Here is a 25801-nt window from a genome sequence, read left to right on the forward strand (position 1 = left end):
AGGGGCCGCATGAGATTAAGGGCGATTCGGCAGCAGACGGGCCAATTGCTCGTCGAACCAGGCGACGAACGCCCGGGACGGCTGGGCGTCCACCGTCAGGTACCACCAGTCGGTCGCCGCAAAGGTCCGGCACTTCACCGCATCCTTCTCGGTCATCAGCAAGGGCAGCGAGGGCTGGAAGTCCAGGGCCTCGCGACTGTAGACCGCGTGGTCGGCGAAGGGGTGCGGAATCGGGCGCCAGTGTAGCGCCTCCAGGGTCCTGAAGAAACGCTGGGGGTTGCCGATGCCGGCCACCGCGTGGACGCTCTGGCCCGGCGGGAAATGCGTCAGGGCGGCACGCTGCCCGGTCTGGATATTCACCAGGGCGCCCGGCACCAGACGGAAGGCGAACCCCTCGGCGCCATCCGCTTCGGCGCCGTTGCGCAGGACCGCCCCAACCGACTCCAGCCGCTCCGGCGGCTCGCGTAGCGGGCCGGCCGGCAGGCAGCGACGATTGCCCAGCCCACGGGCGGCATCGATCAGTACCAGTTCCAGATCGCGCCCCAGGCGGTAATGTTGCAGGCCATCGTCACTGAGGATCAGATCCAGTTGCTCCTGCTCCAGCAAGGCACGCACGGCACGGGAGCGATCGGGATCGATCACCAGCGGCACGCCGCTGCGCTGGACGATCAGCAGAGGCTCATCCCCCGCCTGCGCCGCGTCCTGGTCGGCCCGGACTCGCCAGGGCAGACGGGGCGGCTTGGCGCCGTAGCCGCGACTGACCACGCCGACGCGCAACCCACGCGCACGGCAATGCTCGATGAGCCAGAGGATCATGGGCGTCTTGCCAGTGCCACCCACGGTGATGTTGCCAACGACTATCAGCGGCACCGGCGGCCGATAGCTGGCACTGCGCCCGGAAAGGTAGGCCTCGCGCTTGCCGCGAGCCACACGCCGGTAGATCCACTCCAGGGGAGCGAGCAGGCCCAGCGCCGGGTGCCCCCGGTACCAGGCGTCCAGCAGGCGGTCGGAGAACGCCATCAGGGTTGCTTGGCCGCGTCGGCGTCTACCGTGGTCATGCGCAGATGGCTGAAGCCCAGCTTGCCGGCCGCGTCCATGGCGGTGACCACCGACTGGTGGGAGGTGCGGGCGTCGGCGGTAATGACCAGGGGCAGGCTGTTGTCACCCTCGGATTCCCGCCCCAGGGCGGCGATCAGGGTCGCCAGGTCATTCTTCACCAGGTCCTGGCCATTGAGGGCGTACTGGCCGTCGGCGCCGATGGAAAGCTCCAGGGTCTTGAGCTGCGTCTCTTCCGGCGGCGTGCCGCTGACGGCCTCGGGCAGTTCGATCTTCAGCTGGCTGGGTTTGGTGAAGGTGGTAGTGACCACGAAGAACAGCAGCAGCACGAAGATCACGTCGATCAGGGACGTGAGGTTGAGGAAGACTTCCTCGCGGGCGACGTTGCCCGCCCGACGGCGAAACTTCACGCTTTGGCTACCTCCGCGAAGTCCACCTCGCGATCGCCCTGCACCACCTCCACCAGCTTGATCGCCTCCTGCTCCATGGCCACCACCAGTTCGTCCACGCGACGCAGCAGGTAGCGATGGAAGAACACGGCCGGAATGGCGACGATCAGGCCCGCAGCCGTCGTCACCAGCGCCTTCGCGATGCCACCGGCGAGGATCGGCGCGTTGGCCATGCCATTTTCCATGAAGCCACTGAAGATCTCGATCATGCCGAACACCGTTCCCAGGAGCCCCAGCAGCGGCGCCATGGCAGCGATGGTGCCAAGGGCATTGAGGTAGCGCTCCAGCTCATGGATCACGCGGCCTGCAGCCTCCTCGATGCACTCTTTCATGATCTCGCGACCGTGCTTGGAGTTGGCCAGTCCGGCGGCGAGCACCTCACCCAGGGGCGAGGACGCTCGCAGCTCCTTGAGCTTCTGGGCATTGAGCTGCTTGTCCTTGATCTGTCGCCAGACCTGACCCAGCAGATGGGGCGGAGAAACCCGGCTGATGCGCAGGGTCCACAGGCGTTCAGCGATGATCGCGGTGGCGGCGACGGAACAGAGAATGATCGGCAGCATCATCCAGCCACCGGCTTTGACCAACTCCCACACGGTAGGAAATCCCCTTCGGAAAAGTGGCGCCACTCTAGCATAGGGTCGGGCCCTCGCCGACCGTCGCGGTTCTCATTTTTCCCTCCAGAACACCGGCACTTCACGCGCGCCCCGGGCCGGGCCGAAACCACCCAGGCGCAGCCCCACGGCGCCCTCCTCCGCCGTATCGTGGATTCGGGCAGGCAGCCCCCGGATCCGCGATAGGACCCGCGGATGCGGATGGCCATAAGGATTGAGATGCCCGCGGGAGATTAGCACCCCTTCCGGCGCCACCCGACGCAGGAAGAACCCGGTCGACGAAGTGCGGCTACCGTGGTGCCCGGCCACCAGCCAGCGCGAGGAAAGGGGCTGTCCACTGGCGATCCACGCCGCTTCGCCGCGAGCGCCCAGGTCACCGGTGAGCAGCAGGCGTTCGCCGCCGGCCTCCACCGTCAGGACGCAGGATCTGTCATTGCTGTCGTCGGCGTGCGCCCAGTGCCAGGTGCGAAAGCTCACGCCATCCCAACGCCACTGCTCTCCCGCCTGACAGGGTTCGGCGAGCCGCCCGACGTCCAGCCTGCCCGGTTCGCCGCTGACCAGCCGATCGACCTTCAGGCCGCGCATGACGGCGGGTGCGCCGCCGGCGTGATCGTTATCGGCATGGCTGACCAGCAACAGGTCCAGGCGGTCCAGGCCGAGGCTGCGCAGCGTCGGCACCACGACCCGCTCACCCAGGTCGAAGTCACCGCGACGGGCGCCGGCATCGTAGAGCAGCGCGTGATGACGGGTACGGACCAGCACTGAAAGCCCCTGCCCCACGTCGAGCATCAGGATATCCGCCTGCCCCGTCGGCGGGCGCTCCAGGGGCGGCAGCAGCACCGGCAGCATCAGCGCCAACCCCAGCCCGCGGAACGGCAACCCGGCGGGCGCGATCAGCAACAGCGCCCCCAGGGCACCCAGCAGCCAGGCCCACGGGGGCGGCTGGGGTGCAACCCATGCCGGCACTTGTCGCGACAGGCAGTCGAGCACCTGGAACAGCAGCTCCAATGCGTACCCCGCCAGCCAGAGCAGGCCTTCGCCCAGCCCCGGGACCGGCAACAGCAGGGTGCCTAGCAGGGCCGGCGGCAGCACTACCAGGCTCACCCAAGGCACCGCCAGCAGGTTCGCCAGGGGACCGCTCAAACTGATGGGCAACGCCAGCGCCAGCATCAGTGGCGCCAGGCCAAGCCCCATCACCCATTGCGCACGCCACCAGGTAACCCACCAGCGCCAGGCGCCGAGGCGGCCGGCGAACGCCAGCACCAGCAGGGCAACAGAGCCGAAGGACAACCAGAAGCCCGGCTGCAGCACCACCAGCGGCTCCGCCAGCAGCACCGTGCAGAGCGCCCCCAACAGCGGAACGAACAGGCCCAGGTGGCGGAAGCGAAGTCGCCAGACCAGCACCACGGCGAGCATCAGGCAGGCCCGCTGTACCGGTACATCGAACCCCGCCAACAACCCGTAACCCAGCCCTCCGGCAAAGGCCAGCCCGCAGGCCCAGGGCAACCAGGGCAGGCGGCCCGGCCAGAGCCCCAACCGGGCCAACAGCGCCACCAGGCCATAAAGCACCCCGGCGAACAGACTGATGTGCTGTCCCGAAATGACCATCAAGTGAGTGGTGCCGGTGTCTTGCAGCAGCCGCCAATCCGCGACCGACAAACCGCTTCCGTCACCCAGCACCAGCGCGGCGAGACCGCCGGCTCGCCCACCGGCGTCCTCGGCTAACAGCCGAAGACGCAGGCCATCGCGCCAGGCCGAGGGGCCGGCGGCGACCCGCAGGCGCTCGCCGGCCTTCACCGCGCCGGTCGCCCCGATGCGCCGCGCCAGCAACCACGCCTCATGGTCGAAGGTGCCTGGATTCACCAGGCCATGGGGGCGCTTGAGTTTGACCGCCAGGCGCCAGCGCTCCCCCGCGCGCACCATTGGCGCACCGTGCCAGGACAGGCGCAGCCGTGTGGGCAGCTCCGCGCGCGGCGAGCGTACGTCCTCCAGCTCGAATCGGGTCACCCCCTCGGCGACGGCCGGAAGCCCTGCGACCTGCCCCTCCAGCCAGCGGATCTCGCCGTCCAGGGCCGGATCGAGGCGATCGTCCAGCGCAATCCGGGCGCCGATGCAGGCCCAGGCCAGCCCCAGCAGGAACAGGCCCAATGGCCACAGACGGCCGCGCAGCAGAATCAGGCCCAGGAGGGCTTGCAACAACAGGGTCCCGGCCGCGGGCAGCGCCGGCATCCAGCGCAACGCGAGCATGCCGCTGGCCAGCGCCAGCAGTCCCCATGAAACGGGCATCGCCATTTCCTTCCCTGGTCGGGGTGCCGATGCCGCATCCAGCGGACCGGGCGGGCAGGCCTGTACAGCCGCCGAGCACCCCGTTAATTTGCCGACACAAACTCAATCGGCGATGTCATTTTTCGCTGTGCATAATACCGGCGCTTTTGCCCGCCAGAGACCGTCCATGCCGCGTCGCATCTTCAAACGCTACATGCCGAATCCGGACACCATCCGGGACCACAAGTCCCTGCGGTTTCTCGGCACCCTCATGCACGACCCCAACCTCTGGCACCTGAACCGCCACTCGGTGGCGCGGGCCATGGCCATGGGCCTGTTCGCCGCCTTCGTCCCCATCCCCATGCAGATGCTGCTGGCCGCCGGCCTGGCGGTCATGGTCAGAGCCAACCTGCCCATCTCGGTGGGCCTCGTCTGGCTGACCAACCCCATCACCATGCCACCGGTGTTCTACTGCACCTACAAGGTGGGGGCCTGGATCATGCAGATCGCTCCGCGCCCGCTGCCGGATGAACTGACCTTCTCCTGGATCACCCAGGAGCTTTCCTCCATGTGGCAGCCCTTTCTCCTAGGCTCCCTGCTCTGTGGCGTACTGGTGGGGGCACTGGGATACATGCTCACCATGCTCTACTGGCGCTGGTGGGTCGGCCACAGCTGGCGCAAGCGCCAGAAGGCGCGCCGGGAAGCCAACGACTGAAATGAAAACGCCGCATCGAATGCGGCGTTGTTCATTGGCCCAGTCCTCACTCGTAGCGCAATGCCTCGGCCGGCTGGGTCTGCGCAGCCCGCCAGGCGGGATAGAGGGTTGCCAGGAAACTGAGCACCAGCGCGGCCGTGCAGATCAGCGCCACATCCCCCAGTTGCAGCTCCGACGGCAGGTAGCTGACGAAGTAGACGTCGGAGCTGAAGATCTGCCGGCCGCTGGCGCGTTCGAGGGCCGCGATCCACTGGCTGACGTTGAGGGCGGTGACGACGCCCAGCACGGTGCCGATCAAGGTGCCGATCACGCCGATCACGCTGCCCTGCACCATGAACATCGCCATGATCTGCCGGGGCGTCGCCCCCAAGGTGCGGAGGATGGCGATGTCCGCGCGCTTGTCGGCCACCACCATGATCAGGGTCGCGATGATGTTGAAGGCGGCTACCGCCACGATCAGCAGCAACAGCAGGCCGATCATGGTCTTTTCCATCTTCATGGCGCTGAACAGGCTGCCCTGGGTGTGGGTCCAGTCCTCGGCGCGGTAGCCCTGCCCCAGCTCGGCGGCGATCTGCGCCGACACTTCGGGCGCGAGGAAGAGGTCCTTCAGGGCAATGCGCACGCTCTGCACCTGGCCCTCCGGCAGACGCAGCACGGCGGAGGCGTCGGCGATGTTGATCAGCGCGAGCGAGCTGTCCAGCTCGGCGCCCACCTTGAACACGCCCACCACGTTGAAGCGCTGCATGCGCGGGGTGATGCCCCCGGGCGCGCTGCTCAGCTCGGGCACGATCAGGGTCAGCTTGTCACCGACATTGAGGCGAAAGCGCCGTGCGGTGATCTCGCCGATCACGATGCCCGACTCGCCGGGACGCAGATCATCCAGGCGCCCCTGCACCATGTGCTGGCCGATGATGGAAACCTTGGTCTCCTCCTGCGGATCGACGCCATTGATCTGCACCGGCTGCATCATGCCCTTGTAGGAGAGCATGCCCTCCAGTTCGGCGAAGGGCACAGCCCCCACCACTTCCGGGTGCTCAAGGGCCGCGTCGGCCACGCGCCGCCAATCGTCCAGCGGCTGCTGGGCGCTGAGGGTGGCGTGGGACACCATGCCGAGAATGCGCGAGCGCATTTCCTTCTGGAAGCCGTTCATCACCGAAAGCACCACGATCATGGCCAGTACGCCCAGGGCGAGGCCGATCATCGAGGTCAGGGAAATGAAGGAAATGAAGTGGTTGCGTCGCTTGGCGCGCACGTAGCGCGCGCCGACGAAGACGGCGAGCGGTCTGAACATCTCAGGCCACCACCAGCCGGCCGTCTTCCAGCCGCAGCACCCGGTCCATCTGGCGCGCCAGCTGGAGATCGTGGGTCACCACCAGGAACGCGGTCCGCAGCGATCCGCTGAGCTCCAGCATCAGCTCCTGGATGCCGTGGGCGGTGTGCTGGTCAAGGTTGCCGGTGGGTTCGTCCAGCAGTACCAGCGCCGGGTTGTTCACCAGCGCGCGGGCAATGGCCACGCGCTGGCGTTCGCCACCGGACAGCTCGGCCGGCTTGTGCCCCAGACGGTGGCCGAGGCCGACCCGCTCCAGCAGCGCCGTGGCCCGCTGGCGGGCTTCGGGGATCGGCGTGCGGCCGATCAGCAGCGGCATGCAAACGTTCTCCAGGGCAGTGAACTCGGGTAACAAGTGGTGGAACTGGTAGACGAAGCCCAGCGCACGATTGCGCAGCAGTCCACGCGCGGTCTCGCTGAGGGCGGAAAGCTCCTCGCCCGCCAGCCAGACACTGCCGCGGGTGGGTGTGTCCAGGCCGCCCAGCATGTTCAGCAGCGTGCTCTTGCCGGAACCTGAACTGCCGACGATGGCCACCCGCTCGCCCGGGTGCAGTTCCAGCTCGACGCCCGCGAGCACGTCGACCGATTGCGGGCCCTCGTCGTAGCTCTTGCCCAGGTTGCGGCAACTCAGGACTGCCTTGTTACTCATAACGCAAAGCCTCTGCTGGCTGGGTGCGCGAGGCACGCCAGGCGGGGTAAAGGGTGGCGAGGAAGCTGAGGACCAGCGCGGCCGAGCAGACCAGCACCACGTCCTCGGTCATCAGTTGGGAGGGCAGGTAGTCGATGAAGTAGACATCGGCGCTGAGGAACTTGTGCCCCAGGCCCCGCTCCAGCAAGGCGATGGCGTCGCTCACATTGAGGGCCGCAAGGATGCCCAGCACGCCGCCGATCAGGGTGCCCACCACGCCGATCACCGTGCCCTGGACCATGAAGATGCCCATGATCTGGCGGGGCGTCGCCCCCAGCGTGCGAAGAATGGCGATATCGCCTCGCTTGTCGGTCACCACCATCACCAGGGTGGAAATGATGTTGAAGGCAGCCACCGCGACGATCAGCAGCAGGAGCAGGCCGATCATGGCCTTCTCCATCTTGATCGCCTGGTAGAGGTTGCCGTGTGTACGGGTCCAGTCGCGGGCATAGAAGTCCTCGCCCTTGAGCTCGCCGGCGACCTGCCAGGCCACCTGGGGCGCCTGGAACAGGTCGTTCAGCTTGAGGCGCAGGCCCTGCACCTGATCCGGCTGCCAGCGCTTCAGGCGCGCCACGTCTGACAGGTTGGCCATGGCCAGGAAGCCATCCAGCTCGCCGGCGCCCACATGGAAGATGCCCACCACGGTGAAGCGCTTCATGCGCGGGAAGACCCCGGCCGGGGTCACCGCCACTTCGGGAAGCACGAAGGTGACCTTGTCGCCGATACCGACACCCAGCTTGGCGGCCGCGCGATCGCCGATGACCATGCCGAACTCGCCGGGCCGCAGGTCCGCCAGGCTGCCCTGGCGGAAGAAGTCGCCAATGATGGAAACCTTGGCCTCTTCCTGCGGGTCGACGGCATTCACCAGCACCTTCTGCACCTTGCCGTCCGCGGTGAGCAGGCCCTGGACCTGGGTGTAGGGCGCCACCGCCTGCACTTCGGAATGGCGCGCGACGCCGGCGGCCAGCTTGCGCCAGTCGCTGATGGGCACAGCGGACTCCACCGTGGCATGGGGCACCATGCCGAGGACGCGGGTGCGCATCTCGTGGTCGAAGCCATTCATGACCGACAGCACCAGGATCATCACCAGCACGCCCAGGGCGAGACCGATCATCGAGGTGAGGGAAATGAAGGAGACGAAGTAGTTGCGACGCTTGGCGCGGGTGTAGCGGGCGCCGATGTAGAGGGACAGCGGTCTGAACATGAAAGTGGAGTTCGCTGGCGAAAGAAGGGACGTCCTTGTGGCGGGGCCTGTGGAGCTATGTTTACACTCAGTTCCAGTTCACGATGGGCTGCGCCGCCAGGGTCGTTGCAAACGGCCTCGAGGGCGACGGGACAGCGCTTCGACCACCACCGCTGCCATGGGTTCGCCATGTCGACACGAGACGCGGATGACCGCCGCGAATACTACCGCATAGAAGATACGATCGCACTGGAATTTCGCCCGTTGAAACAGGGCGAAACAGCTGCCGGAGGCAGTGCGGACGGTGCTCCCGAGCTATTCGACCTGCTCAGTGAACTGCACCTGATGGACTTCGAGTCCCAGCATCTGCTGCGGCATATCCACGAGCGCGACCGGCCCCTGGCCAATTACCTCAAGGTGGTCAACAAGCGCATCGACCTGCTGGGCCAGGCCCTGGCCCAGAGCCTGCTCCGGGACATCGGCCCGGCACGCCAGGTGGTGCTGTCAGAGGGCGGCGTCGGCTTCAGCAACCCGCAGCCCCTCGACACGGGCAGCCACCTGGCGATCAGGATGGTCCTGATGCCCCAGGCCCTGGGCCTGCTGCTGCGGGCCGTGGTGGTTCACAGCCGGCCCCGCGAGGACGGCCAGTTCGACATCGGCACCGAGTTCGAGGAGCTCACCGACGCCCAGCGGCAACTGCTGGCCCGGCACATCCTGCAGAAACAGGCCCAGCAGCGCCGCCTGGCCCGCGAACGCTCATCACCCGCGCCCTGAGACCCACCCATGACGCGACACGGACTCCTGCTCGCCCTCATCCTGCCCACGCTGCCCGTTTGCGCTGAAACCCTCAGCATCCCCCTTGGCCAGCAAGGCGAGGCGGGCCTCACCCTGCCCATCCGCGGCGAAAGCCAGCGCGCCGTACTGGAGCGCCTGGGCCTGCCGGACCAGGAGCATCCAGCCGTGGGCCAACCGCCCATCGTCCGCTGGGACTACCGGGAATTCTCGGTCTACTTCGAAAGCGGCCGCGTCATCGACAGCGTCCGCCACCACCAACCCAGAACACCAAGGGAATAGACGTGACCCTGATCTACGGACATAGAGGCGCCAAGGGCGAATGCCCGGAAAATACCCTGGCCAGCTTCCAGCGGTGCCTGTCACATGGCGTGAAACGTTGCGAACTGGACCTGCACCTGTCCCGCGACGGGGAACTGATGGTCATCCACGACCCGACCCTGAAACGCACCACGGGGCGGCGCGGCAAGGTCGTGGAACACGACGCCGCCGAACTGGTGACCTATGACGCGCGCCAGGGCGGGCCGGGCTGGAACCGCCCCTGCCCCATCCCGCGCCTGGAGGAGCTGTTCGAACAGTGCGACTTCGAACACTGGCAACTGGAAGTGAAAAGCGCCTCGCGCGTCCGTGCGGCACGCACCGTGCTCGCCATCCAGGAACTGGCGGAGCGCCACGGACTGCTAGACAGGATCACCGTCACCTCCAGTTCGCGGGAGGTGCTGCGGGCCCTGAACCGGCTGACGCCCAGGCTTTCCCGCGGACTGGTGGCGGAGTACGCCTGGCTGGACCCGCTCAAGGTGGCCAGGCACCACGGCTGCGAACTGCTGGCCCTGAACTGGACCCTCTGCACTCCGGAGCGGCTGCTCAAGGCCCAGAAGGCCGGGTTGCAGGTGTCGGTGTGGACGGTCAACGAACCGGCGCTGATGCGGCGCCTGGCCGACTTCGGCGTCGACAGCATCATCACCGACTTCCCCGGCCTGGCCAGTACGACGCTCGGGACCCGCTGAAGCCCCTCCGGAACGGCTCGACGCTCCGGGAGCGAACTGATGCGCGATTGAAATCGCCCCCGGTCGCGCATTGCCTCCCATGAAAAAACCGGCCGCAAGGGCCGGTTTTTTCATGGGTGTCGCCTGATCAGAAGCTCTCCCGATTCGGCCAGCGCCAGTTGCGCGTGTCGCCGAGAGGGTTCTCCCCGGCCGGCTCAGGCACCCGGCCGGTGCCGCTCAAAAAAGCCGATTGAGACCGTCGAACGCCGCCACCCGATAGGCTTCCGCCATGGTCGGGTAGTTGAAGGTGGTGTTGACGAAGTACTTGATGCTGTTCGCCTCACCCTGCTGGTTCATGATCGCCTGGCCGATATGGACGATTTCCGAGGCCTGGTAGCCGAAGCAGTGGACGCCGAGGATTTCCAGGGTGTCGCGGTGGAAGAGGATCTTCAGCATGCCGACCGGCTCGTGGGAGATCTGTGCGCGCGCCATGCCCTTGAAGAAGGCCTTGCCCACTTCGTAGGGCACCTTCGCCTGGGTCAGTTCCTTCTCGGTCTTGCCGATGGAGCTGATCTCCGGAATGGTGTAGATGCCGGTGGGCACGTCGTCGACGAAGCGCCAGGTGTCGTTCTCCACGGCGCTGCCGGCGGCGGAGCGGCCCTGGTCGGCGGCGGCGCTGGCCAGGCTGGGCCAGCCGATCACGTCACCGGCGGCGAAGATGTTGCTCACCTCGGTGCGGTAGTACTGGTCGACGGCGATCTGGCCACGGCTGTTGACCTTGATGCCGATGTTCTCCAGCCCAAGCTTGTCGGTGTTGCCGGTCCGGCCGTTGCACCAGAGCAGGCAGTCGGCCTTGATCTTCTTGCCGGACTTCAGGTGCAGGATCACGCCGTTGTCCAGGCCCTCGATGCGTTCGTACTCCTCGTTGTGGCGGATCAGCACGTTGTTGTTGCGCAGGTGGTAGCTGAGGGCGTCGGAGATCTCGTCGTCGAGGAAGCTCAGAAGCTGGTCGCGGTTGTCGATCAGGTCCACCAGCACGCCCAGTCCACTGAAGATGGAGGCGTATTCGCTGCCGATCACGCCCGCTCCGTAGATGATGATGCGGCGCGGGGTGTGGGTCAGGCTGAGGATGGTGTCGCTGTCATAGATGCGCGGGTGGTGGAAGTCCACGTCCGCCGGACGGTAGGGACGCGAGCCGGTCGCGACCACCACCTGCTTGGCCACCAGCTTCTCCACCACGCCACTGGCGCAGACCACTTCCACGGTCTGCTCGTCGTGGAAGCTGGCGGTGCCGAAGAACACATCGACGCGGTTGCGGGCGTAGTAGCCGGTACGGGAGGCGACCTGCTTGGAGATGACTTTCTCGGCGCTTTTGAGCACATCGGGGAAGGAGAACCAACGCGGCTCGCCGATCTGGCGGAACAGCGGGTTGGTGTTGTACTGCATGATCTGCCGCACGGAGTGACGCAGGGCCTTGGACGGGATGGTGCCGAGGTGGGTGCAGTTGCCGCCGACCAGCGGACGATTGTCCACCACGGCCACCTTGCGCCCGGCCTTGGCGGCGTTCATCGCCGCGCCCTCTCCCGCCGGGCCGGAACCCAGCACCACTACGTCGTAGTTGTAGACAGCCATGCTTACTCCTCATAACGGGCCGGGGCGCCCTCTGGCGCCCCCGGCAAGGTCCGCGGCAATCGACACCGCGGAATTCGGAACCTGTTTCGGCGATCCCGCGCGGGGACCTGGAACCGGCGTGCAGCTTAGCCGAGCGGCTTGGCGCTGCACATTAGCGCTTGGTCGCGTCGTAGGCGAGCGTGGAATCCACTACATCGCCCTCGCGCTTGACCTCCTCGCATTTCTCGCGATTTCCGCCACAGATCGAGCACTCCTTCTCGATCCCCAGGTTGGCGATGCCGCCACAGGAACCGGCGATGGGCTTGCGCCCCATGATCACGCCGACGGCCATGCCCAGCACCACCAGGACCATGACCAGGAACACCAGTACGAACGTCATCTTCACTTCTCCTCTTGCTCGAACAGCTCGCGGAAACGCTCGCTGCCATGGCTGACGAAGCCCTGCCCTTCCCGGATCACGAAGAACGCGGCGATGCCGTGTCGCTCCGCGAAGGCTTCTCCCGCCTCGGGCCCCAGGGCCATCAGCAGGGTGGACAGGCCATCGGCCCGCAGCGCCGATTCATCCACGACGGTCACCGCTGCCAGGTTGTGACGGATCGGCGAGCCGGTCTTCGGGTCCAGGGTATGGGAATAGCGCTGCCCGCTCCTTTCAAAATAGTTGCGATAGTCGCCGGAGGTGGAAACACCCAGCCCCTCCAGACGAATGATCTTCTGCGCCACCTGGCGATCGTCACGGGGCGCCTCGATGGCGATGTGCCAGGGGGAGCCGTCGGGCTTGTGGCCCACCGCCTTGAGCTCGCCGGTGATTTCCACCAGCGCGCTGGATACCCCCAGCTCACCCAGTCGCGCCACCACGCGGTCCACGGCGTAGCCGGCGGCGATGGCATTGAAGTCCAGCTGCACCGCCGCGTCCTTGCACAGCTCGCCGCCCTCGATGCGCAGATGATGCTGGCCGACCCGGGCCCGCACCTCGGCGATGGCCTCGGCGCTGGGCACCTGGTCGCCCCGCGATTGCGGGCCGAACCCCCAGAGGTTGAGCAAGGGCTCCAGGGTCATGTCGAATGCGCCGTCGCTGTCCTTCGACAGTTCGCCGGCGAAGGCCACCAGCTCCAGCATGGGCGCCGGCAAGGCCACGCAGCTACCCGACGGCAGCGCATTGAAACGCTCGACATCGGAATCCGCGCGGTAGGTGGACATCTGCCGGTCGATTTCGGCCAGGATGCCCTCCACTTCGCCTCGTGCCCGCTCCACGGACGGCCCGGAGGCGCCGCGGACGTACTTCACAGAGTAGCTGCTGCCCATGGTGGGGCCGCCGAACTGCTCCAGGCGCTCGCCGCACCCGGCCAGCAGCAAGCTGGCCGAGAGCAGGAGCCCAATCGCTCTAACCACCGAAATCATCCAGCAGGATGTTCTCGCGCTCGACGCCCAGGTCCAGCAGCATCTTGATCACCGCGGCGTTCATCATCGGCGGGCCGCACATGTAGAACTCGCAGTCCTCGGGAGCCGGGTGGTCCTTGAGGTAGTTCTCGAACAGCACGTTGTGGATGAAGCCGGTGTAGCCGGTCCAGTTGTCCTCGGGCTGCGGATCGGACAGGGCCAGGTGCCACTGGAAGTTCGGGTTCTCGGCGGCCAGCTGGTCGTATTCCTCGGTATAGAAGGCCTCACGCAGGGAGCGCGCGCCGTACCAGAAGCTGATCTTGCGCTTGGAACCCAGGCGCTTGAGCTGGTCGAAGATGTGCGAACGCATGGGCGCCATGCCCGCGCCGCCGCCGATGAAGACCATCTCGGCGTCGGTGTCCTTGGCGAAGAATTCGCCGAAGGGGCCGTAGACCGTGACCTTGTCCCCCGGCTTGAGGTTGAACACCCAGGAAGACATCTTGCCCGGCGGGATCTCGTCCTTGCCCGGCGGCGGCGAAGCCACGCGGATGTTGAACTTCACGATGCCCTTCTCGTCCGGGTAGTTGGCCATGGAGTAGGCGCGAATGACGGTCTCGTCCACCTTGGATACGTACTTCCAGAAGTTGAACCTGTCCCAGTCGGCGCGGTACTCGGGCTGGATGTCGAAGTCCTTGTAGCTGACCACGTGGGGCGGACACTCCAACTGCACATAGCCGCCAGCGCGGAAATCCACGCTCTCGCCTTCCGGCAGGCGCAGGGTCAGCTCCTTGATGAAGGTGGCCACGTTGGGGTTGGACTCCACCGTGCATTCCCACTTCTTCACCCCGAAGACTTCCTCGGGCACCTCGATGTGCATGTCCTGCTTCACCGGGGTCTGGCAGGACAGGCGCCAGCCTTCCTTCGCCTGGCGGCGGGTGAAATGGGATTCCTCCGTAGGCAGCATCTCGCCGCCGCCACTCTCCACCACGCACTTGCACTGGGCGCAGGTGCCACCACCGCCACAGGCCGATGAGAGGAAGATGTTCTGCGCCGCCAGGGTTTGCAGCAGCTTGCCGCCTGCCGGAACCGTGATGGTGCGTTCGCCGTTGATCAGGATGTTCACGTCACCGCTGGACACCAGCTTGGCGCGGGCGGCGAGGATGATCACTACCAGCGCGAGGACGATGGCGGTGAACATGCCAATGGCCAGGAAAATTTCGAAACTCGGCATGTCGTCTCCTTACAGCTGGACGCCCGAAAAGGACATGAAGCCCAGCGACATCAGGCCGATGGTGATGAAGGTGATGCCCAGGCCCTGCAGGCCCTCGGGGACATCGCTGTACTTGAGCTTCTCGCGGATACCCGCCAGCAGCGCGATCGCCAGGGCCCAGGAGAAGCCGGAACCGACGCCGTAGACCACGCTCTCGCCCAGGTTGTAGTCGCGTTCCACCATGAACAGCGAGCCGGCCATGATGGCGCAGTTCACCGTGATCAGCGGCAGGAAGACGCCGAGGGCGTTGTAGAGGGAGGGCACGTACTTGTCGAGCAGCATCTCGAGGATCTGCACGATGGCGGCGATCACCCCGATGTAGCTGAGCAGGCCGAGGAAGGACAGATCCACCTCCGGCAGGCCGGCCCAGGCCAGGGCGCCGTCCTTGAGCAGCAGCGTATAGAGCAGGTTGTTGGCCGGCACTGTGATGGCCTGCACCACGATCACGGCGATGCCGAGGCCGATGGCGGTTTCCACCTTCTTGGAAATGGCGATGAAGGTGCACATGCCGAGGAAGAAGGCCAGGGCCATGTTCTCGACGAACACCGCCTTCACGAACAGGCTGATGTAGTGCTCCATCAGTAGGCCTCCTTGTTGGATACCTGGGGCGCGATCTTGTAGGCCGGGGCCTCCTTCTGCTCGGTCTTCCAGCTTCGCAGGGCCCAGATGATCAGGCCGATGAGGAAGAAGGCCGAGGGCGGCAGCAGCAGCAGGCCATTGGGCTGATACCAGCCACCGTCGTTGATGACCGGGAGGATTTCGTAGCCCAGCAGCTTGCCGGAGCCGAACAGCTCGCGGATGACGCCGAGCACGATCAGCATGGCGCTGTAGCCCAGGCCGTTGCCGATGCCATCGAAGAACGACAACAGCGGCGGGTTGGCCATGGCGAAGGCTTCCGCGCGGCCCATCACGATGCAGTTGGTGATGATCAGGCCGACGAACACCGAGAGCTGCTTGGACAGGCTGAAGGCGTAGGCCTTGAGCACCTGGTCCACGACTATCACCAGGGACGCGATGATCACCATCTGCACGATCATGCGGATCGAGCTGGGGATCTGGCTGCGGATCATCGAGATGAACAGGTTGGAGAAGCCCGTCACCAGGGTGAGCGCGATGGACATCACCAGCGCGGTCTTCAGGTTGGAGGTGACCGCCAGGGCCGAGCAGATGCCGAGGATCTGCAGGCCGATGGGGTTGTTGTGCAGGATCGGGTCCAGCAGGACCGACCGGATAGTGGGTTGCGCCATGTTCATGCCTCCCCGTTGTTCAGCTTGGCCAGGAAGGGACCGAAGCCGTTCTTGCCAAGCCAGAAATGCAGCAGGTTGTTGACGCCCTTGCTGGTCAGCGTGGCGCCGGCCAGGCCATCGACCTGGTGAACGGCCCCGGGCGAACCGGCCTCGACGCTGCCCTTGATGATCTCGATGGCCAGCTGGCCCTGCTCATCGAACAGGCTCTTGCCGTTCCACAGCGCCTTCCACTTCGGATTGTCCACCTCGCCGCCGAGGCCAGGGGTCTCGCCGTGCTGGTAGAAGCCGAGGCCGACCACGGTATTGAGGTCACCCTTGAGGGCCAGGAAGCCGTAGAGGGTGGACCAGAGGCCGTAGCCACGCACCGGCAGGATCAGGGTGTCCAACTGGCCGTCCTTCTCCACCAGGTAAACCGTGGTGAAGCGCTCGCGGCGCTTGATGGACGCGATGTCCTGGTCACCCGGGAGGGCGTCGGAGAGCTTCGGGTCCTTGGCGGCCTTCAGCGGGTCGAAACCGGCCGCCTGGATGGCGTCGGTGAAGTCGCCACTGGAGAGGTCCACCACCTTGGCGGTGATGCGCTCGGCGTAGAGCGCCTTCACTTCGGTGGCGGACATGTCCGCGCCGCCCAGGCCGGCGATGGAGAGGATGCTGCGCTGCTTGTCCAGCTCGCGGTTCTCCACCTGAACCGGTTTGAGCGCCACGGCGCCACCGGCGACGAATACGGAACACACCAGGCAGACCACCAGGGCCACCAACAGGGTGCGGACAGTGGATTCTTTCTGGTTAGCCATTGCGTGCCAGCCTCCGTTTGATATTGGCCTGGACGACGAAATGGTCGATCAGCGGAGCCACCAGGTTGGCGAACAGGATCGCCAGCATCATGCCCTCCGGGAAGGCCGGGTTGACCACGCGGATCAACACCACCATCAGGCCGATCAGCGCGCCGAACAGCCATTTGCCGGTGTTGGTCATGGACGCGGACACCGGGTCGGTGGCCATGAACATCATGCCGAAGGCGAATCCGCCGAGGACCAGGTGCCAGTACCAGGGCATGGCGAACATGGGATTGGTCTCGGAGCCGATGGCATTGAACAGCGCGCTGGTGGCGATCATGCCCAGCATCACGCCGGCGACGATGCGCCAGGCCGCGATACGGGTGATCAGCAGCACGCCGCCGCCGATCAGGATGGCCAGGGTGCTGGTCTCGCCGATGGAGCCGTGAATGGTGCCGATAAAGGCATCCATCCAGGTGATGCCGTGGCCGATGATGTTTTCCACGCCACCGGCTGCACCCAGGCTCAGGGAGGTAGCGCCGGCGAAGCCGTCCACCGCGGTCCAGACGCCGTCACCGGAAATCTGTGCCGGGTAGGCGAAGAACAGGAAGGCGCGACCCACCAGGGCGGGGTTCAGGAAGTTCTTGCCGGTACCGCCGAAGACCTCCTTGCCCAGCACCACGCCGAAGCTGATGCCCAGCGCGACCTGCCAGAGCGGGATGCTCGGCGGCAGGGTCAGGGCGAAGAGCACGGAGGTGACGAAGAAGCCTTCGTTCACTTCATGGCGACGGATGGCGGCGAAGAGGACCTCCCAGAAACCGCCGACGATGAAGGTCACGGCGTAGATCGGCAGGAACCAGGCGGCACCCTGGATGAAGTTGTCCCAGAGGCTGTTGGGGTCGAAGCCCGCCAGGCCGCTGATCAACGCGAAGCGCCAGCCATCCTGGGCCGCCAGCAGGTCCGGGCTCTGGGCGAACACCAGGTTGGCCTGGTAACCGACGTTCCACATGCCGAAGAACATGGCCGGGAAGGTGCAGAGCCAGACGGTGATCATCATGCGCTTGAGGTCGATGCCGTCGCGCACGTGGGCAGTGGTACGGGTCACGCTGCCGGGGCGATAGAAGAAGGTATCGATCGCCTCGTAGAGTGCGTACCACTTCTCGTAGCGACCGCCCTGCTCGAAGTTGTGCTCGATCTTGTCGAGGAATTTGCGCAGGCCCATGTCAGCCCTCCTTCTCGATACGGCTGAGGTTGTCCCGCAGGATGGGGCCGTACTCGTACTTGCCGGCGCAGACATAGGTGCACAGCGCCAGGTCTTCTTCGTCCAGCTCCAGGCAGCCCAGTTTCTGCGCCATTTCGGTGTCGCCGACGATGAGGTAGCGCAGCAACTGGGTGGGCAGGATGTCCAGGGGCATCACGGCCTCGTAGTTGCCCACCGGGACCATGGCGCGGGGGCTGCCGTTGGTGGTGGTGCTGAAGGGGAGCTTGCGGTCGCCCATCAGCTTGGAGACGAAGATGTTCAGCACCGAATGCTTGTTCACGCCGGCGCGCAGGTAATGCATCAGCTCCCGATCATGACCTTCGGCCAGGCAGGACACCTGCACGTGGTAGCGGCCGAGGAAGGCGCAGGCGCCCCGGGACGTGCGACCACCCAGCAGGGAACCGGATACCACGCGATTGGCGCCGGGCTTGAGCTCACCGGCGGTCAGCTCGTCCAGGCTGGCGCCGAGGCGGGTACGCACCAGGCGCGGCCGCTCCACGACGGGGCCGGCCAGCGCCACCACACGCTCGACCCAGAGCCGGCCGGTGGTGAACAGCTTGCCGATGGCGATCACGTCCTGATAGCCGATCTGCCAGACGCTCTTGGTCGCGCTGACCGGATCGAGGAAATGAATGTGGGTACCGGGCAGCCCTGCCGGGTGCGGACCGGCGAAGGCCTCGGTACGGACCTGGGCCAGGTTCTCACCGGGCAGGCTCGCGCCCTGGGCCTTGCAGAGGAAGACCCGGGCAAGGCGCGCCAGGACCTTGAGGCCATGCTCGAAATCAGCCGCATGCTCGGCGATCACCTGGGCGGGATCGGCGGCCAGCGGATGGGTATCCACGGCGGTGACGAAAATGGAGCTGGGCGTGGCGTCGATGGCCGGCACACGGCTGAAGGGCCGGCTGCGCAGCGCGGTCCAGAGCCCGGAACGCACCAGGTTGTCCCGCACCTGCTGGGGATCGAGCCCCTCCAGCGCGGCCGCAGGGTACTGGTCGAAGGCGACGGACTCATCGCCTTCCAGGTCGATCACCACGGACTGCAGCACACGCTGCTCGCCCCGATGGATGGCGCTGACCACGCCGGCACCCGGCGCGGTGAAGACCACTCCCGGCGTCCGCTTGTCGGAGAACAGCGGCTGGCCGAGCTTGACCCGGTCCCCCACCTGCACGTCCATGGTCGGCTTCATGCCGTGATAGTCGAAGCCGATGACGGCAACGCTCCGAACCGGGCGCGCGGCCTCGATCCGTTGGACTGGCTCACCTGCCACCGGCAGGTCCAGCCCTCGTTTTATTCTGATCATAGGTTTCGCCTGAATCAGGATGTCTGCCCGGAATAGCCTGCCCCAACAGGCCAAAAGCACCACATCGTCCCTGCGTGAGCAGGCACGACTGTACTGAGTTCCGAACGGTTAAGCGGCGAATTATAGAGAGGCCTTCCCCCATCCGCCAACCAAGTCCTTGCATTTCAGCGGCTTAGAAAATCATCGGGAACTCCGGGTCCGGAGCTGAACCCGCAAGTCAGGATCCGCCCTCGCGGCCGCTATCGCCGGCTGCTGGCGACGATGTGCAATGGGCGAAAAAGCAAACGGGAGCCCTCGGGGCTCCCGCTTGTCATATCGCGCAACAGATTACAGCTCCGCGACCTCGCCGCGCCGCCGCTTCCTGAGGACGTAGAACACCGCGATCAGCGCCAGCCAGAACGGGATGGCGTACACCGAGATGTTGATGCCCGGAATCATGAGCATGACGCCGAGGATCAGCGCCACGAAGGCCAGGCACAGGTAGTTGCCCACCGGATACCAGAGGGCCTTGAAGAAGGGCTGCTGGCCGCGCGCGTCCAGGCTCTTGCGGAACATCAGGTGCGACAGGCTGATCATCGCCCAGTTGATCACCAGGGCCGCCACCACCAGTGCCATCAGCAGCTCCAGGGCCTTCTGCGGCGCGAGGTAGTTGACCACCACGCAGAGGAAGGTGATCAGGGCCGACACACCGATGGCCAGCACCGGCACGCCACGGTCATCCACCTTCATCAGCGCCTTGGGCGCATCGCCCTGCTCTGCCAGGCCGTAGAGCATCCGGCTGTTGCAGTACACGCCACTGTTGTAGACGGACAGGGCGGCGGTGAGCACCACGAAGTTGAGGATGTGGGCGGCGGTGTCGCTGCCGATCAGGGAGAAGATCTGCACGAAGGGGCTGCCGCTGTAGGGATCGCCGGCGGCGCCGAGGGTTTCCAGCAGCCTGTCCCAGGGATAGAGCATCAGCAGCACGCTGAGGGCGCCGATGTAGAAGATCAGGATCCGGTAGATCACCTGGTTGATCGCCTTGGGAATGACCTTCTTCGGCTCGGTGGCTTCCGCGGCGGTGATGCCCACCAACTCCAGGCCACCGAAGGAGAACATGATGATCGCCAGGACCATCACCAGGCCCTCCAGGCCATTGGGGAAGAAGCCGCCGTGGCTCCAGAGGTTGCTCACCGCCGCCTGCTCGCCCCCCTCACCGGAGATCAGCAGGTACAGGCCGAGGATGATCATGCCGACGATGGCCACCACCTTGATCAGGGCGAACCAGAACTCGGCCTCGCCGAAGACCTTCACGTTGGCCAGGTTGATCAGGTTGATCAGCACGAAGAATACGGCTGCCGTCGCCCAGGTCGGCACCTCGGGCCACCAGAACTGGATGTACTTGCCCACGGCGGTGAGCTCGGCCATGCCCACCAGCACATAGAGCACCCAGTAGTTCCAGCCGGCCAGGAAGCCCGCATAGCCGCCCCAGTACTTGTGGGCGAAGTGACTGAAGGAGCCGGCGACCGGCTCCTCGACGATCATCTCGCCCAATTGGCGCATGATCAGGAAAGCGAAGAAACCGGCAATGGCATAGCCGAGAATCATCGACGGACCGGCCGACTTGAGCACCCCGGCCGAGCCCAGGAACAGGCCGGTACCGATGGCGCCGCCCAGCGCGATTAGCTGGATGTGGCGGTTCTTCAGGCCCCTTTTGAGCGGCCCCTGGTGAAGGTGATGTCCTTCCATCTGGGAATTCCCCAAGCGATTCTTGTTATCCGATTACAGACGCAAAAATGAAAAACGGGAGCCCGAGAGCTCCCGTTTTCCGCAGGTCACGACTTAGTGCGGGAACGCAGGCGGGTTCACACCGGCCATGTCTTCCATCACGCGGACCACCTGGCAGCTGTAACCGAACTCGTTGTCATACCAGACGTAGAGGACGACACGGTTGTCGTTGCAGATGGTGGCCTCGGCGTCGACGACACCGGCGTGGCGGGAGCCGACGAAGTCGGTGGACACCACTTCCTGGGAGGACACGTAGTCGATCTGCTTGTGCAGGTCCGAATGCATGGCCATCTGGCGCAGGTATTCGTTGATCTCCTCGCGGCTGGTGGCCTTCTCCAGGTTGAGGTTGAGGATGGCCATGGAGACGTTCGGCGTCGGAACGCGGATGGCGTTGCCGGTTAGCCTGCCCTTCAGCACCGGGAGGGCCTTGGCGGCGGCGGTGGCGGCACCGGTCTCGGTGATCACCATGTTCAGCGGAGCGCTGCGGCCGCGACGGCTGCCCTTGTGGAAGTTGTCGATCAGGTTCTGGTCGTTGGTGTACGAGTGAACGGTCTCGACGTGGCCGTTGACGATGCCGTACTGGTCATTCACGGCTTTCAGCACCGGCACGATGGCGTTGGTGGTGCAGGAAGCGGCGGAGATGATCTTGTCGTCGGCGCTGATGTCGCCGTGGTTGATGCCGTGAACGATGTTCTTCAGGGCACCCTTGCCCGGAGCGGTCAGCACCACGCGATCGATGCCCGGGCACTTCAGGTGCTGGCTCAGGCCTTCGGCGTCACGCCACTTGCCGGTGTTGTCCACCAGCAGGGCGTTCTTGATGCCGTAGGCGGTGTAATCGATCGAGGACGGATCGTTGGAGTAGATCACCTGGATCAGGTTGCCGTTGGCGATCAGGGTGTTGTTGGCCTCGTCGATGACGATGGTGCCGTCGAACGGACCGTGCACGGAATCGCGACGCAGCAGGCTGGCGCGCTTGACCAGGTCGTTCTCGGCGCCCTTGCGCACGACGATGGCACGCAGGCGCAGGCCGTCGCCGCCACCGGTCTTCTCGATGAGGATGCGGGCCAGCAGACGGCCGATGCGACCGAAGCCGTAGAGGACCACGTCGGTGCCTTCACGGGCTGCGCCATTCTGCTTGCCGACTACATCGGCCAGCTCGTCCCGGGTGAACTGCTCGACGCTGCGACCGTTACCTTCGGCCTTGAACTTGGCGACCATCTTGCCCAGGTCCACGGAGGCGGCGCCCAGTTTGAGCTCGCTCATGGCCTTGAGGATGGGGAAGGTTTCGTGAACCGACAGCTCGGCTTCGTCCACCAGACGATGGCGAGCGAAACGGTGAGCCTTGAGGATGGCGATCACGGAGCGGTTGATCAGGCCACGGCCATAGATCGAAGTCACAACGTTGTTGTTGCGATACAGCTGGCCAATCATCGGAATCATGGCTTCCGCGAGGGCTTCACGATCGATCCATTCACCGAGACACTGGTCGGGCTTCTGAGTCACGGGCAGTACCTTCCACATGTAGGGGATGAAAAAAGGGGCTACATTATGACGGCGCACGCAGTCGCCGGCAATCAGCAGCAGCCCTGACACTGACATCCGCTAGTCGGGATAGTTACAATCCGCCGATCCCTTTTCGACCGGAGCCCCACTTGCCCCTGTCCGTACTGCGTCTCCCGCCCCTGCCCGCCGCTGCCGGCAAACAGCATTGGGGCAACCTGCCCGGTGCCGCCCTCAGCCTGGCGATCGCCGAAGCCGCCAGCGCCGCCAAGCGCTTCACCCTGCTACTGACCGCCGACAGCCAGAGCGCCGAGCGCCTGGAGCAGGAACTCGGCTTCTTCGCACCCGACCTGGACGTGCTGCATTTTCCCGATTGGGAAACCCTGCCCTACGACCTGTTCTCGCCCCACCAGGACATCATTTCCCAGCGGGTCGACACCCTGTACCGGTTGCCCGGGGTCAAGCACGGCGTACTGGTGGTGCCCATCACCACCGCGTTGCACCGCCTGGCGCCGACCCGCTTCCTGCTGGGCTCGAGCCTGGTGCTGGACGTGGGCCAGAAACTGGATGTGGAGCAGATGCGCCTGCGCCTGGAGGCTGCCGGCTACCGCTGCGTGGACACGGTGTACGAGCATGGCGAGTTCGCCGTGCGTGGCGCCCTGATCGACCTCTTCCCCATGGGCAGCGACCTGCCCTACCGCATCGACCTGTTCGACGACGAGATCGAGACCCTGCGGACCTTCGACCCGGAGACCCAGCGTTCCATCGAGAAGGTGGAGTCGATCCGCCTGCTGCCGGCCCGGGAGTTCCCACTGGACAAGAAGGCCGTCACCGATTTCCGCGGACGTTTCCGCGAGCGTTTCGACGTGGACTTCCGCCGCTGCCCCATCTATCAGGACCTGGCCAGCGGCATCACGCCTTCGGGGATCGAGTACTACCTGCCGCTGTTCTTCGAAGAGTCCGCCACCCTCTTCGACTACCTGCCGACGGACACCCAGGTGTTCTCCCTGCCGGGGATCGAGCAGGCCGCCGAGCAGTTCTGGGGCGACGTGCGCAACCGCTACGAAGAACGCCGCGTCGATCCGGAACGGCCGCTGGTGCCGCCCGCCGAACTCTTCCTGCCGGTGGAGGATTGCTTTGCCCGCCTGAAAGGGTCCCCGCGCCTGGTCCTGAGCCAGGAGGATGTCGAGCCCGGCATCGGCCGTGAGCGTTTTTCCGCCCGGGCCCTGCCCGACCTGGCGATCCAGGCCAAGGCCAGCGAGCCCCTGGCCGCCCTGCGCCGGTTCCTCGACGAGTTCCCCGGCCGCGTGCTGTTCAGCGCCGAGTCCGCCGGCCGCCGCGAAGTGCTGCTGGAAATGCTCGCACGTCTCAAGCTGCGTCCCCTTGAAGTGGATGGATGGTCAGCCTTCATCGCCAGCGACCAGCGCATGGCCATCACCATCGCGCCGCTGGACGAAGGCCTGCTGCTGGATGATCCGGGCCTTGCCCTGATCGCCGAGAGCCCGCTGTTCGGCCAGCGGGTGATGCAGCGCCGCCGCCGCGAGCGCCGGGGCGACGCCAACGACAACGTCATCAAGAACCTGGCCGAACTGCGCGAGGGCGCACCGGTGGTCCATATCGACCACGGGGTCGGCCGCTACCTGGGCCTGATCACCCTGGAGATCGACGGCCAGGCCGCGGAATTCCTCGCCCTGCAGTACGCCGAGGAGGCCAAGCTCTACGTGCCGGTAGCCAGCCTGCACCTGATCGCCCGCTACACCGGCAGCGACGACGCCCTCGCCCCGCTTCACCGACTGGGTTCCGAGGCCTGGCAGAAGGCCAAGCGCAAGGCCGCCGAGCAGGTCCGCGACGTGGCCGCCGAATTGCTGGACATCTACGCACGCCGCGCCGCTCGCAAGGGCTATGCCTTCCTCGACCCCAAGGTCGACTACGCCACCTTCGCCGCCGGCTTCCCCTTCGAGGAGACGCCGGACCAGCAGGCCGCCATCGAAGCGGTACTGGCGGACATGCTCGCCCCCAAGCCCATGGACCGCCTGGTCTGCGGCGACGTGGGCTTCGGCAAGACCGAAGTGGCCATGCGCGCCGCCTTCGTCGCCGTCCACAGCGGCAAGCAGGTGGCGGTGCTGGTGCCCACCACCCTGCTGGCCCAGCAGCACTACAACAGCTTCCGCGACCGCTTCGCCGACTGGCCGGTGAAAGTGGAGGTCATGAGCCGCTTCAAGTCCGCCAAGGAGGTGGAAGGCGCGGTGCAGCAACTGGCCGAGGGCAAGATCGACATCATCATCGGCACCCACAAGCTGCTGCAGGATGATGTCCGCTTCAAGAACCTGGGCCTGGCCATCATCGACGAGGAGCATCGCTTCGGCGTTCGCCAGAAGGAGCAACTGAAGTCCCTGCGCAGCGAGGTGGACATCCTCACCCTGACCGCCACGCCGATCCCGCGCACTCTGAACATGGCCGTGGCCGGCATGCGCGACCTCTCCATCATCGCCACGCCGCCGGCGCGCCGCCTGTCGGTGCGCACCTTCGTCATGGAACGGCAGAACACCGCGATCAAGGAGGCGCTGCTCCGCGAGCTGCTGCGGGGCGGCCAGGTCTACTACCTGCACAACGAGGTGGCCACCATCGAGAAGTGTGCCGCCGAGCTGGCCGAACTGGTGCCGGAGGCCCGCATCGCCGTTGGCCACGGACAGATGCGCGAACGCGACCTGGAACAGGTGATGAGCGACTTCTACCACAAGCGCTTCAACGTGCTGGTGGCCTCGACCATCATCGAGACCGGCATCGACGTGCCGAGCGCCAATACCATCGTCATCGAGCGTGCCGACAAGTTCGGCCTGGCCCAGCTGCACCAGTTGCGCGGCCGCGTCGGACGCAGCCACCACCAGGCCTATGCCTACCTGCTGACGCCACCCCGCAAGCAGATGACGCCGGACGCCGAGAAGCGCCTGGAAGCCATCGCCAACGCCCAGGACCTGGGCGCCGGCTTCGTGCTGGCCACCCACGACCTGGAAATCCGCGGCGCCGGCGAACTCCTGGGCGAGGGACAGAGCGGCCAGATCCAGGCGGTGGGCTTCACCCTCTACATGGAAATGCTGGAGCGCGCGGTCAAGGCCATCCAGAAGGGCGAACAGCCCAATCTGGAGCAGCCCCTGGGCGGCGGGCCGGAGATCAACCTGCGGGTCCCGGCGCTGATTCCCGAGGACTACCTGCCCGACGTCCATGCACGCCTGATCCTGTACAAGCGCATCGCCTCAGCCGCCGACGAGGACGGCCTGAAGGAACTCCAGGTGGAGATGATCGACCGCTTCGGCCTGCTGCCCGAGCCCACCAAGCACCTGGTTCGCCTGACCCTGCTGAAGCTGCAGGCGGAGAAGCTCGGCATCCGCAAGGTGGACGCCGGCCCCCAGGGCGGGCGCATCGAGTTCGCCCAGGACACCTGTGTCGACCCCCTGGTCCTGATCAAGCTGATCCAGGGCCAGCCCAAGCGCTACAAGTTCGAAGGCGCCACACTGTTCAAGTTCCAGGTGCCCATGGAGCGCCCGGAAGAACGCTTCAACACCCTCGAGGCGCTGTTCGAGCGCCTGGCTCCGCAGTAGTCT

23 protein-coding genes are annotated in these 25801 nt (G+C 65.8%); 5 read left to right on the forward strand and 18 right to left on the reverse strand.

What is annotated here, in order from left to right:
• Positions 1-15 precede the first annotated feature (15 nt).
• The 4 genes from lpxK to KF707C_RS17265 form a co-directional block, all read right to left on the reverse strand.
• A complete protein-coding gene (lpxK, locus tag KF707C_RS17250) occupies positions 16-1020 on the reverse strand; it encodes a tetraacyldisaccharide 4'-kinase (RefSeq protein WP_003456203.1) in 1005 nt (334 codons plus the stop codon).
• Positions 1020-1466: an ExbD/TolR family protein gene (locus KF707C_RS17255; protein ID WP_003456204.1), complete on the reverse strand. Its 447-nt coding sequence runs from the start codon at positions 1464-1466 to the stop codon at positions 1020-1022. Before KF707C_RS17255 ends, lpxK begins: the two co-directional genes overlap by 1 nt.
• A complete protein-coding gene (locus tag KF707C_RS17260) occupies positions 1463-2098 on the reverse strand; it encodes a MotA/TolQ/ExbB proton channel family protein (protein ID WP_003456205.1) in 636 nt (211 codons plus the stop codon). The genes KF707C_RS17255 and KF707C_RS17260 overlap by 4 nt, the downstream gene beginning before the upstream one ends.
• 72 nt (positions 2099-2170) lie before the next feature.
• On the reverse strand, positions 2171-4402 hold the full coding sequence (locus tag KF707C_RS17265; RefSeq protein ID WP_003456206.1) for a DNA internalization-related competence protein ComEC/Rec2: 2232 nt from the start codon (positions 4400-4402) through the stop codon (positions 2171-2173).
• A 166-nt stretch (positions 4403-4568) separates the two neighbouring features.
• Here KF707C_RS17265 and KF707C_RS17270 point away from each other — a divergent pair, with 166 nt between their 5' ends.
• Positions 4569-5096: a DUF2062 domain-containing protein gene (locus KF707C_RS17270; protein ID WP_003456208.1), complete on the forward strand. Its 528-nt coding sequence runs from the start codon at positions 4569-4571 to the stop codon at positions 5094-5096.
• A 46-nt stretch (positions 5097-5142) separates the two neighbouring features.
• Here KF707C_RS17270 and KF707C_RS17275 read toward each other — a convergent pair whose 3' ends face one another.
• The 3 genes from KF707C_RS17275 to KF707C_RS17285 are packed head-to-tail and all read right to left on the reverse strand — an operon-like array spanning position 5143 to position 8315.
• Positions 5143-6387: a lipoprotein-releasing ABC transporter permease subunit gene (locus KF707C_RS17275; protein ID WP_003456209.1), complete on the reverse strand. Its 1245-nt coding sequence runs from the start codon at positions 6385-6387 to the stop codon at positions 5143-5145.
• A gap of 1 nt (position 6388) precedes the next feature.
• The gene (gene lolD, locus KF707C_RS17280) at positions 6389-7072 is read right to left on the reverse strand and encodes a lipoprotein-releasing ABC transporter ATP-binding protein LolD (RefSeq protein ID WP_003456210.1); all 684 of its coding nucleotides are present in this window, start codon (positions 7070-7072) and stop codon (positions 6389-6391) included.
• Complete coding sequence (locus KF707C_RS17285) at positions 7065-8315, reverse strand: lipoprotein-releasing ABC transporter permease subunit (RefSeq protein ID WP_003456211.1); 1251 nt, start codon at positions 8313-8315, stop codon at positions 7065-7067. Before KF707C_RS17285 ends, lolD begins: the two co-directional genes overlap by 8 nt.
• Before the next feature lie 168 nt (positions 8316-8483).
• On the opposite strand from KF707C_RS17285, the gene KF707C_RS17290 reads away from it, so the two are divergent.
• The 3 genes from KF707C_RS17290 to KF707C_RS17300 are packed head-to-tail and all read left to right on the forward strand — an operon-like array spanning position 8484 to position 10093.
• The gene (locus tag KF707C_RS17290; RefSeq protein ID WP_036993972.1) at positions 8484-9068 is read left to right on the forward strand and encodes a PilZ domain-containing protein; all 585 of its coding nucleotides are present in this window, start codon (positions 8484-8486) and stop codon (positions 9066-9068) included.
• Positions 9069-9077: 9 nt separating this feature from the next.
• Positions 9078-9368 (forward strand): hypothetical protein, encoded by a 291-nt coding sequence (locus KF707C_RS17295; RefSeq protein ID WP_003456213.1) that lies wholly within the window; start codon positions 9078-9080, stop codon positions 9366-9368.
• Between the two features lie 2 nt (positions 9369-9370).
• Positions 9371-10093, forward strand: coding sequence for a glycerophosphodiester phosphodiesterase (locus KF707C_RS17300; protein ID WP_003456214.1), 723 nt, complete (start codon positions 9371-9373; stop codon positions 10091-10093).
• Positions 10094-10309: 216 nt separating this feature from the next.
• On the opposite strand, the gene sthA is transcribed toward KF707C_RS17300, so the two are convergent.
• The 11 genes from sthA to KF707C_RS17355 form a co-directional block, all read right to left on the reverse strand.
• Positions 10310-11704 carry a Si-specific NAD(P)(+) transhydrogenase gene (gene sthA, locus KF707C_RS17305; protein WP_003456215.1) on the reverse strand — a complete coding sequence of 465 codons (1395 nt, stop codon included), beginning with the start codon at positions 11702-11704 and terminating at the stop codon, positions 10310-10312.
• Positions 11705-11855: 151 nt separating this feature from the next.
• A complete protein-coding gene (gene nqrM / locus KF707C_RS17310; protein ID WP_003456216.1) occupies positions 11856-12083 on the reverse strand; it encodes a (Na+)-NQR maturation NqrM in 228 nt (75 codons plus the stop codon).
• A gap of 2 nt (positions 12084-12085) precedes the next feature.
• On the reverse strand, positions 12086-13102 hold the full coding sequence (locus tag KF707C_RS17315; RefSeq protein ID WP_036993974.1) for an FAD:protein FMN transferase: 1017 nt from the start codon (positions 13100-13102) through the stop codon (positions 12086-12088).
• Positions 13086-14312, reverse strand: coding sequence for an NADH:ubiquinone reductase (Na(+)-transporting) subunit F (gene nqrF, locus KF707C_RS17320; RefSeq protein WP_003456220.1), 1227 nt, complete (start codon positions 14310-14312; stop codon positions 13086-13088). The genes KF707C_RS17315 and nqrF overlap by 17 nt, the downstream gene beginning before the upstream one ends.
• 9 nt (positions 14313-14321) lie before the next feature.
• Positions 14322-14930 (reverse strand): NADH:ubiquinone reductase (Na(+)-transporting) subunit E, encoded by a 609-nt coding sequence (gene nqrE, locus KF707C_RS17325; RefSeq protein ID WP_003456221.1) that lies wholly within the window; start codon positions 14928-14930, stop codon positions 14322-14324.
• Positions 14930-15604 (reverse strand): NADH:ubiquinone reductase (Na(+)-transporting) subunit D, encoded by a 675-nt coding sequence (locus tag KF707C_RS17330; protein ID WP_172424848.1) that lies wholly within the window; start codon positions 15602-15604, stop codon positions 14930-14932. Before KF707C_RS17330 ends, nqrE begins: the two co-directional genes overlap by 1 nt.
• Complete coding sequence (locus KF707C_RS17335; RefSeq protein ID WP_003456225.1) at positions 15601-16389, reverse strand: Na(+)-translocating NADH-quinone reductase subunit C; 789 nt, start codon at positions 16387-16389, stop codon at positions 15601-15603. The genes KF707C_RS17330 and KF707C_RS17335 overlap by 4 nt, the downstream gene beginning before the upstream one ends.
• Entirely contained in the window at positions 16382-17593 is a 1212-nt protein-coding gene (locus tag KF707C_RS17340) for an NADH:ubiquinone reductase (Na(+)-transporting) subunit B (RefSeq protein WP_003456227.1), read from the reverse strand. The genes KF707C_RS17335 and KF707C_RS17340 overlap by 8 nt, the downstream gene beginning before the upstream one ends.
• A 1-nt stretch (position 17594) precedes the next feature.
• Positions 17595-18932 carry a Na(+)-translocating NADH-quinone reductase subunit A gene (locus tag KF707C_RS17345; protein WP_003456229.1) on the reverse strand — a complete coding sequence of 446 codons (1338 nt, stop codon included), beginning with the start codon at positions 18930-18932 and terminating at the stop codon, positions 17595-17597.
• Positions 18933-19259: 327 nt separating this feature from the next.
• Positions 19260-20660, reverse strand: coding sequence for an amino acid permease (locus KF707C_RS17350; RefSeq protein WP_003456233.1), 1401 nt, complete (start codon positions 20658-20660; stop codon positions 19260-19262).
• Positions 20661-20753: 93 nt separating this feature from the next.
• Complete coding sequence (locus tag KF707C_RS17355) at positions 20754-22220, reverse strand: glyceraldehyde-3-phosphate dehydrogenase (protein ID WP_036993975.1); 1467 nt, start codon at positions 22218-22220, stop codon at positions 20754-20756.
• Positions 22221-22357: 137 nt separating this feature from the next.
• Here KF707C_RS17355 and mfd point away from each other — a divergent pair, with 137 nt between their 5' ends.
• On the forward strand, positions 22358-25798 hold the full coding sequence (gene mfd, locus KF707C_RS17360) for a transcription-repair coupling factor (protein WP_036994030.1): 3441 nt from the start codon (positions 22358-22360) through the stop codon (positions 25796-25798).
• The last annotated feature ends 3 nt before the right edge of the window (positions 25799-25801 follow it).

Origin of the sequence: Pseudomonas furukawaii, from assembly GCF_002355475.1 — a bacterium.
Classification (GTDB): domain Bacteria; phylum Pseudomonadota; class Gammaproteobacteria; order Pseudomonadales; family Pseudomonadaceae; genus Metapseudomonas; species Metapseudomonas furukawaii.

Bases quoted from the DNA above. Each gene is read 5' to 3' on its own strand.
- lpxK (WP_003456203.1), bottom strand. From the start codon at position 1,020: ATGGCGTTCTCCGACCGCCTGCTGGACGCCTGGTACCGGGGGCACCCG.
- KF707C_RS17265 (WP_003456206.1), bottom strand. From the start codon at position 4,402: ATGCCCGTTTCATGGGGACTGCTGGCGCTGGCCAGCGGCATGCTCGCG.
- KF707C_RS17270 (WP_003456208.1), top strand. From the start codon at position 4,569: ATGCCGCGTCGCATCTTCAAACGCTACATGCCGAATCCGGACACCATC.
- KF707C_RS17275 (WP_003456209.1), bottom strand. From the start codon at position 6,387: ATGTTCAGACCGCTCGCCGTCTTCGTCGGCGCGCGCTACGTGCGCGCC.
- lolD (WP_003456210.1), bottom strand. From the start codon at position 7,072: ATGAGTAACAAGGCAGTCCTGAGTTGCCGCAACCTGGGCAAGAGCTAC.
- KF707C_RS17285 (WP_003456211.1), bottom strand. From the start codon at position 8,315: ATGTTCAGACCGCTGTCCCTCTACATCGGCGCCCGCTACACCCGCGCC.
- KF707C_RS17290 (WP_036993972.1), top strand. From the start codon at position 8,484: ATGTCGACACGAGACGCGGATGACCGCCGCGAATACTACCGCATAGAA.
- KF707C_RS17295 (WP_003456213.1), top strand. From the start codon at position 9,078: ATGACGCGACACGGACTCCTGCTCGCCCTCATCCTGCCCACGCTGCCC.
- sthA (WP_003456215.1), bottom strand. From the start codon at position 11,704: ATGGCTGTCTACAACTACGACGTAGTGGTGCTGGGTTCCGGCCCGGCG.
- nqrM (WP_003456216.1), bottom strand. From the start codon at position 12,083: ATGACGTTCGTACTGGTGTTCCTGGTCATGGTCCTGGTGGTGCTGGGC.
- KF707C_RS17315 (WP_036993974.1), bottom strand. From the start codon at position 13,102: ATGATTTCGGTGGTTAGAGCGATTGGGCTCCTGCTCTCGGCCAGCTTG.
- nqrF (WP_003456220.1), bottom strand. From the start codon at position 14,312: ATGCCGAGTTTCGAAATTTTCCTGGCCATTGGCATGTTCACCGCCATC.
- nqrE (WP_003456221.1), bottom strand. From the start codon at position 14,930: ATGGAGCACTACATCAGCCTGTTCGTGAAGGCGGTGTTCGTCGAGAAC.
- KF707C_RS17330 (WP_172424848.1), bottom strand. From the start codon at position 15,604: ATGAACATGGCGCAACCCACTATCCGGTCGGTCCTGCTGGACCCGATC.
- KF707C_RS17335 (WP_003456225.1), bottom strand. From the start codon at position 16,389: ATGGCTAACCAGAAAGAATCCACTGTCCGCACCCTGTTGGTGGCCCTG.
- KF707C_RS17340 (WP_003456227.1), bottom strand. From the start codon at position 17,593: ATGGGCCTGCGCAAATTCCTCGACAAGATCGAGCACAACTTCGAGCAG.
- KF707C_RS17345 (WP_003456229.1), bottom strand. From the start codon at position 18,932: ATGATCAGAATAAAACGAGGGCTGGACCTGCCGGTGGCAGGTGAGCCA.
- KF707C_RS17350 (WP_003456233.1), bottom strand. From the start codon at position 20,660: ATGGAAGGACATCACCTTCACCAGGGGCCGCTCAAAAGGGGCCTGAAG.
- KF707C_RS17355 (WP_036993975.1), bottom strand. From the start codon at position 22,220: ATGTGGAAGGTACTGCCCGTGACTCAGAAGCCCGACCAGTGTCTCGGT.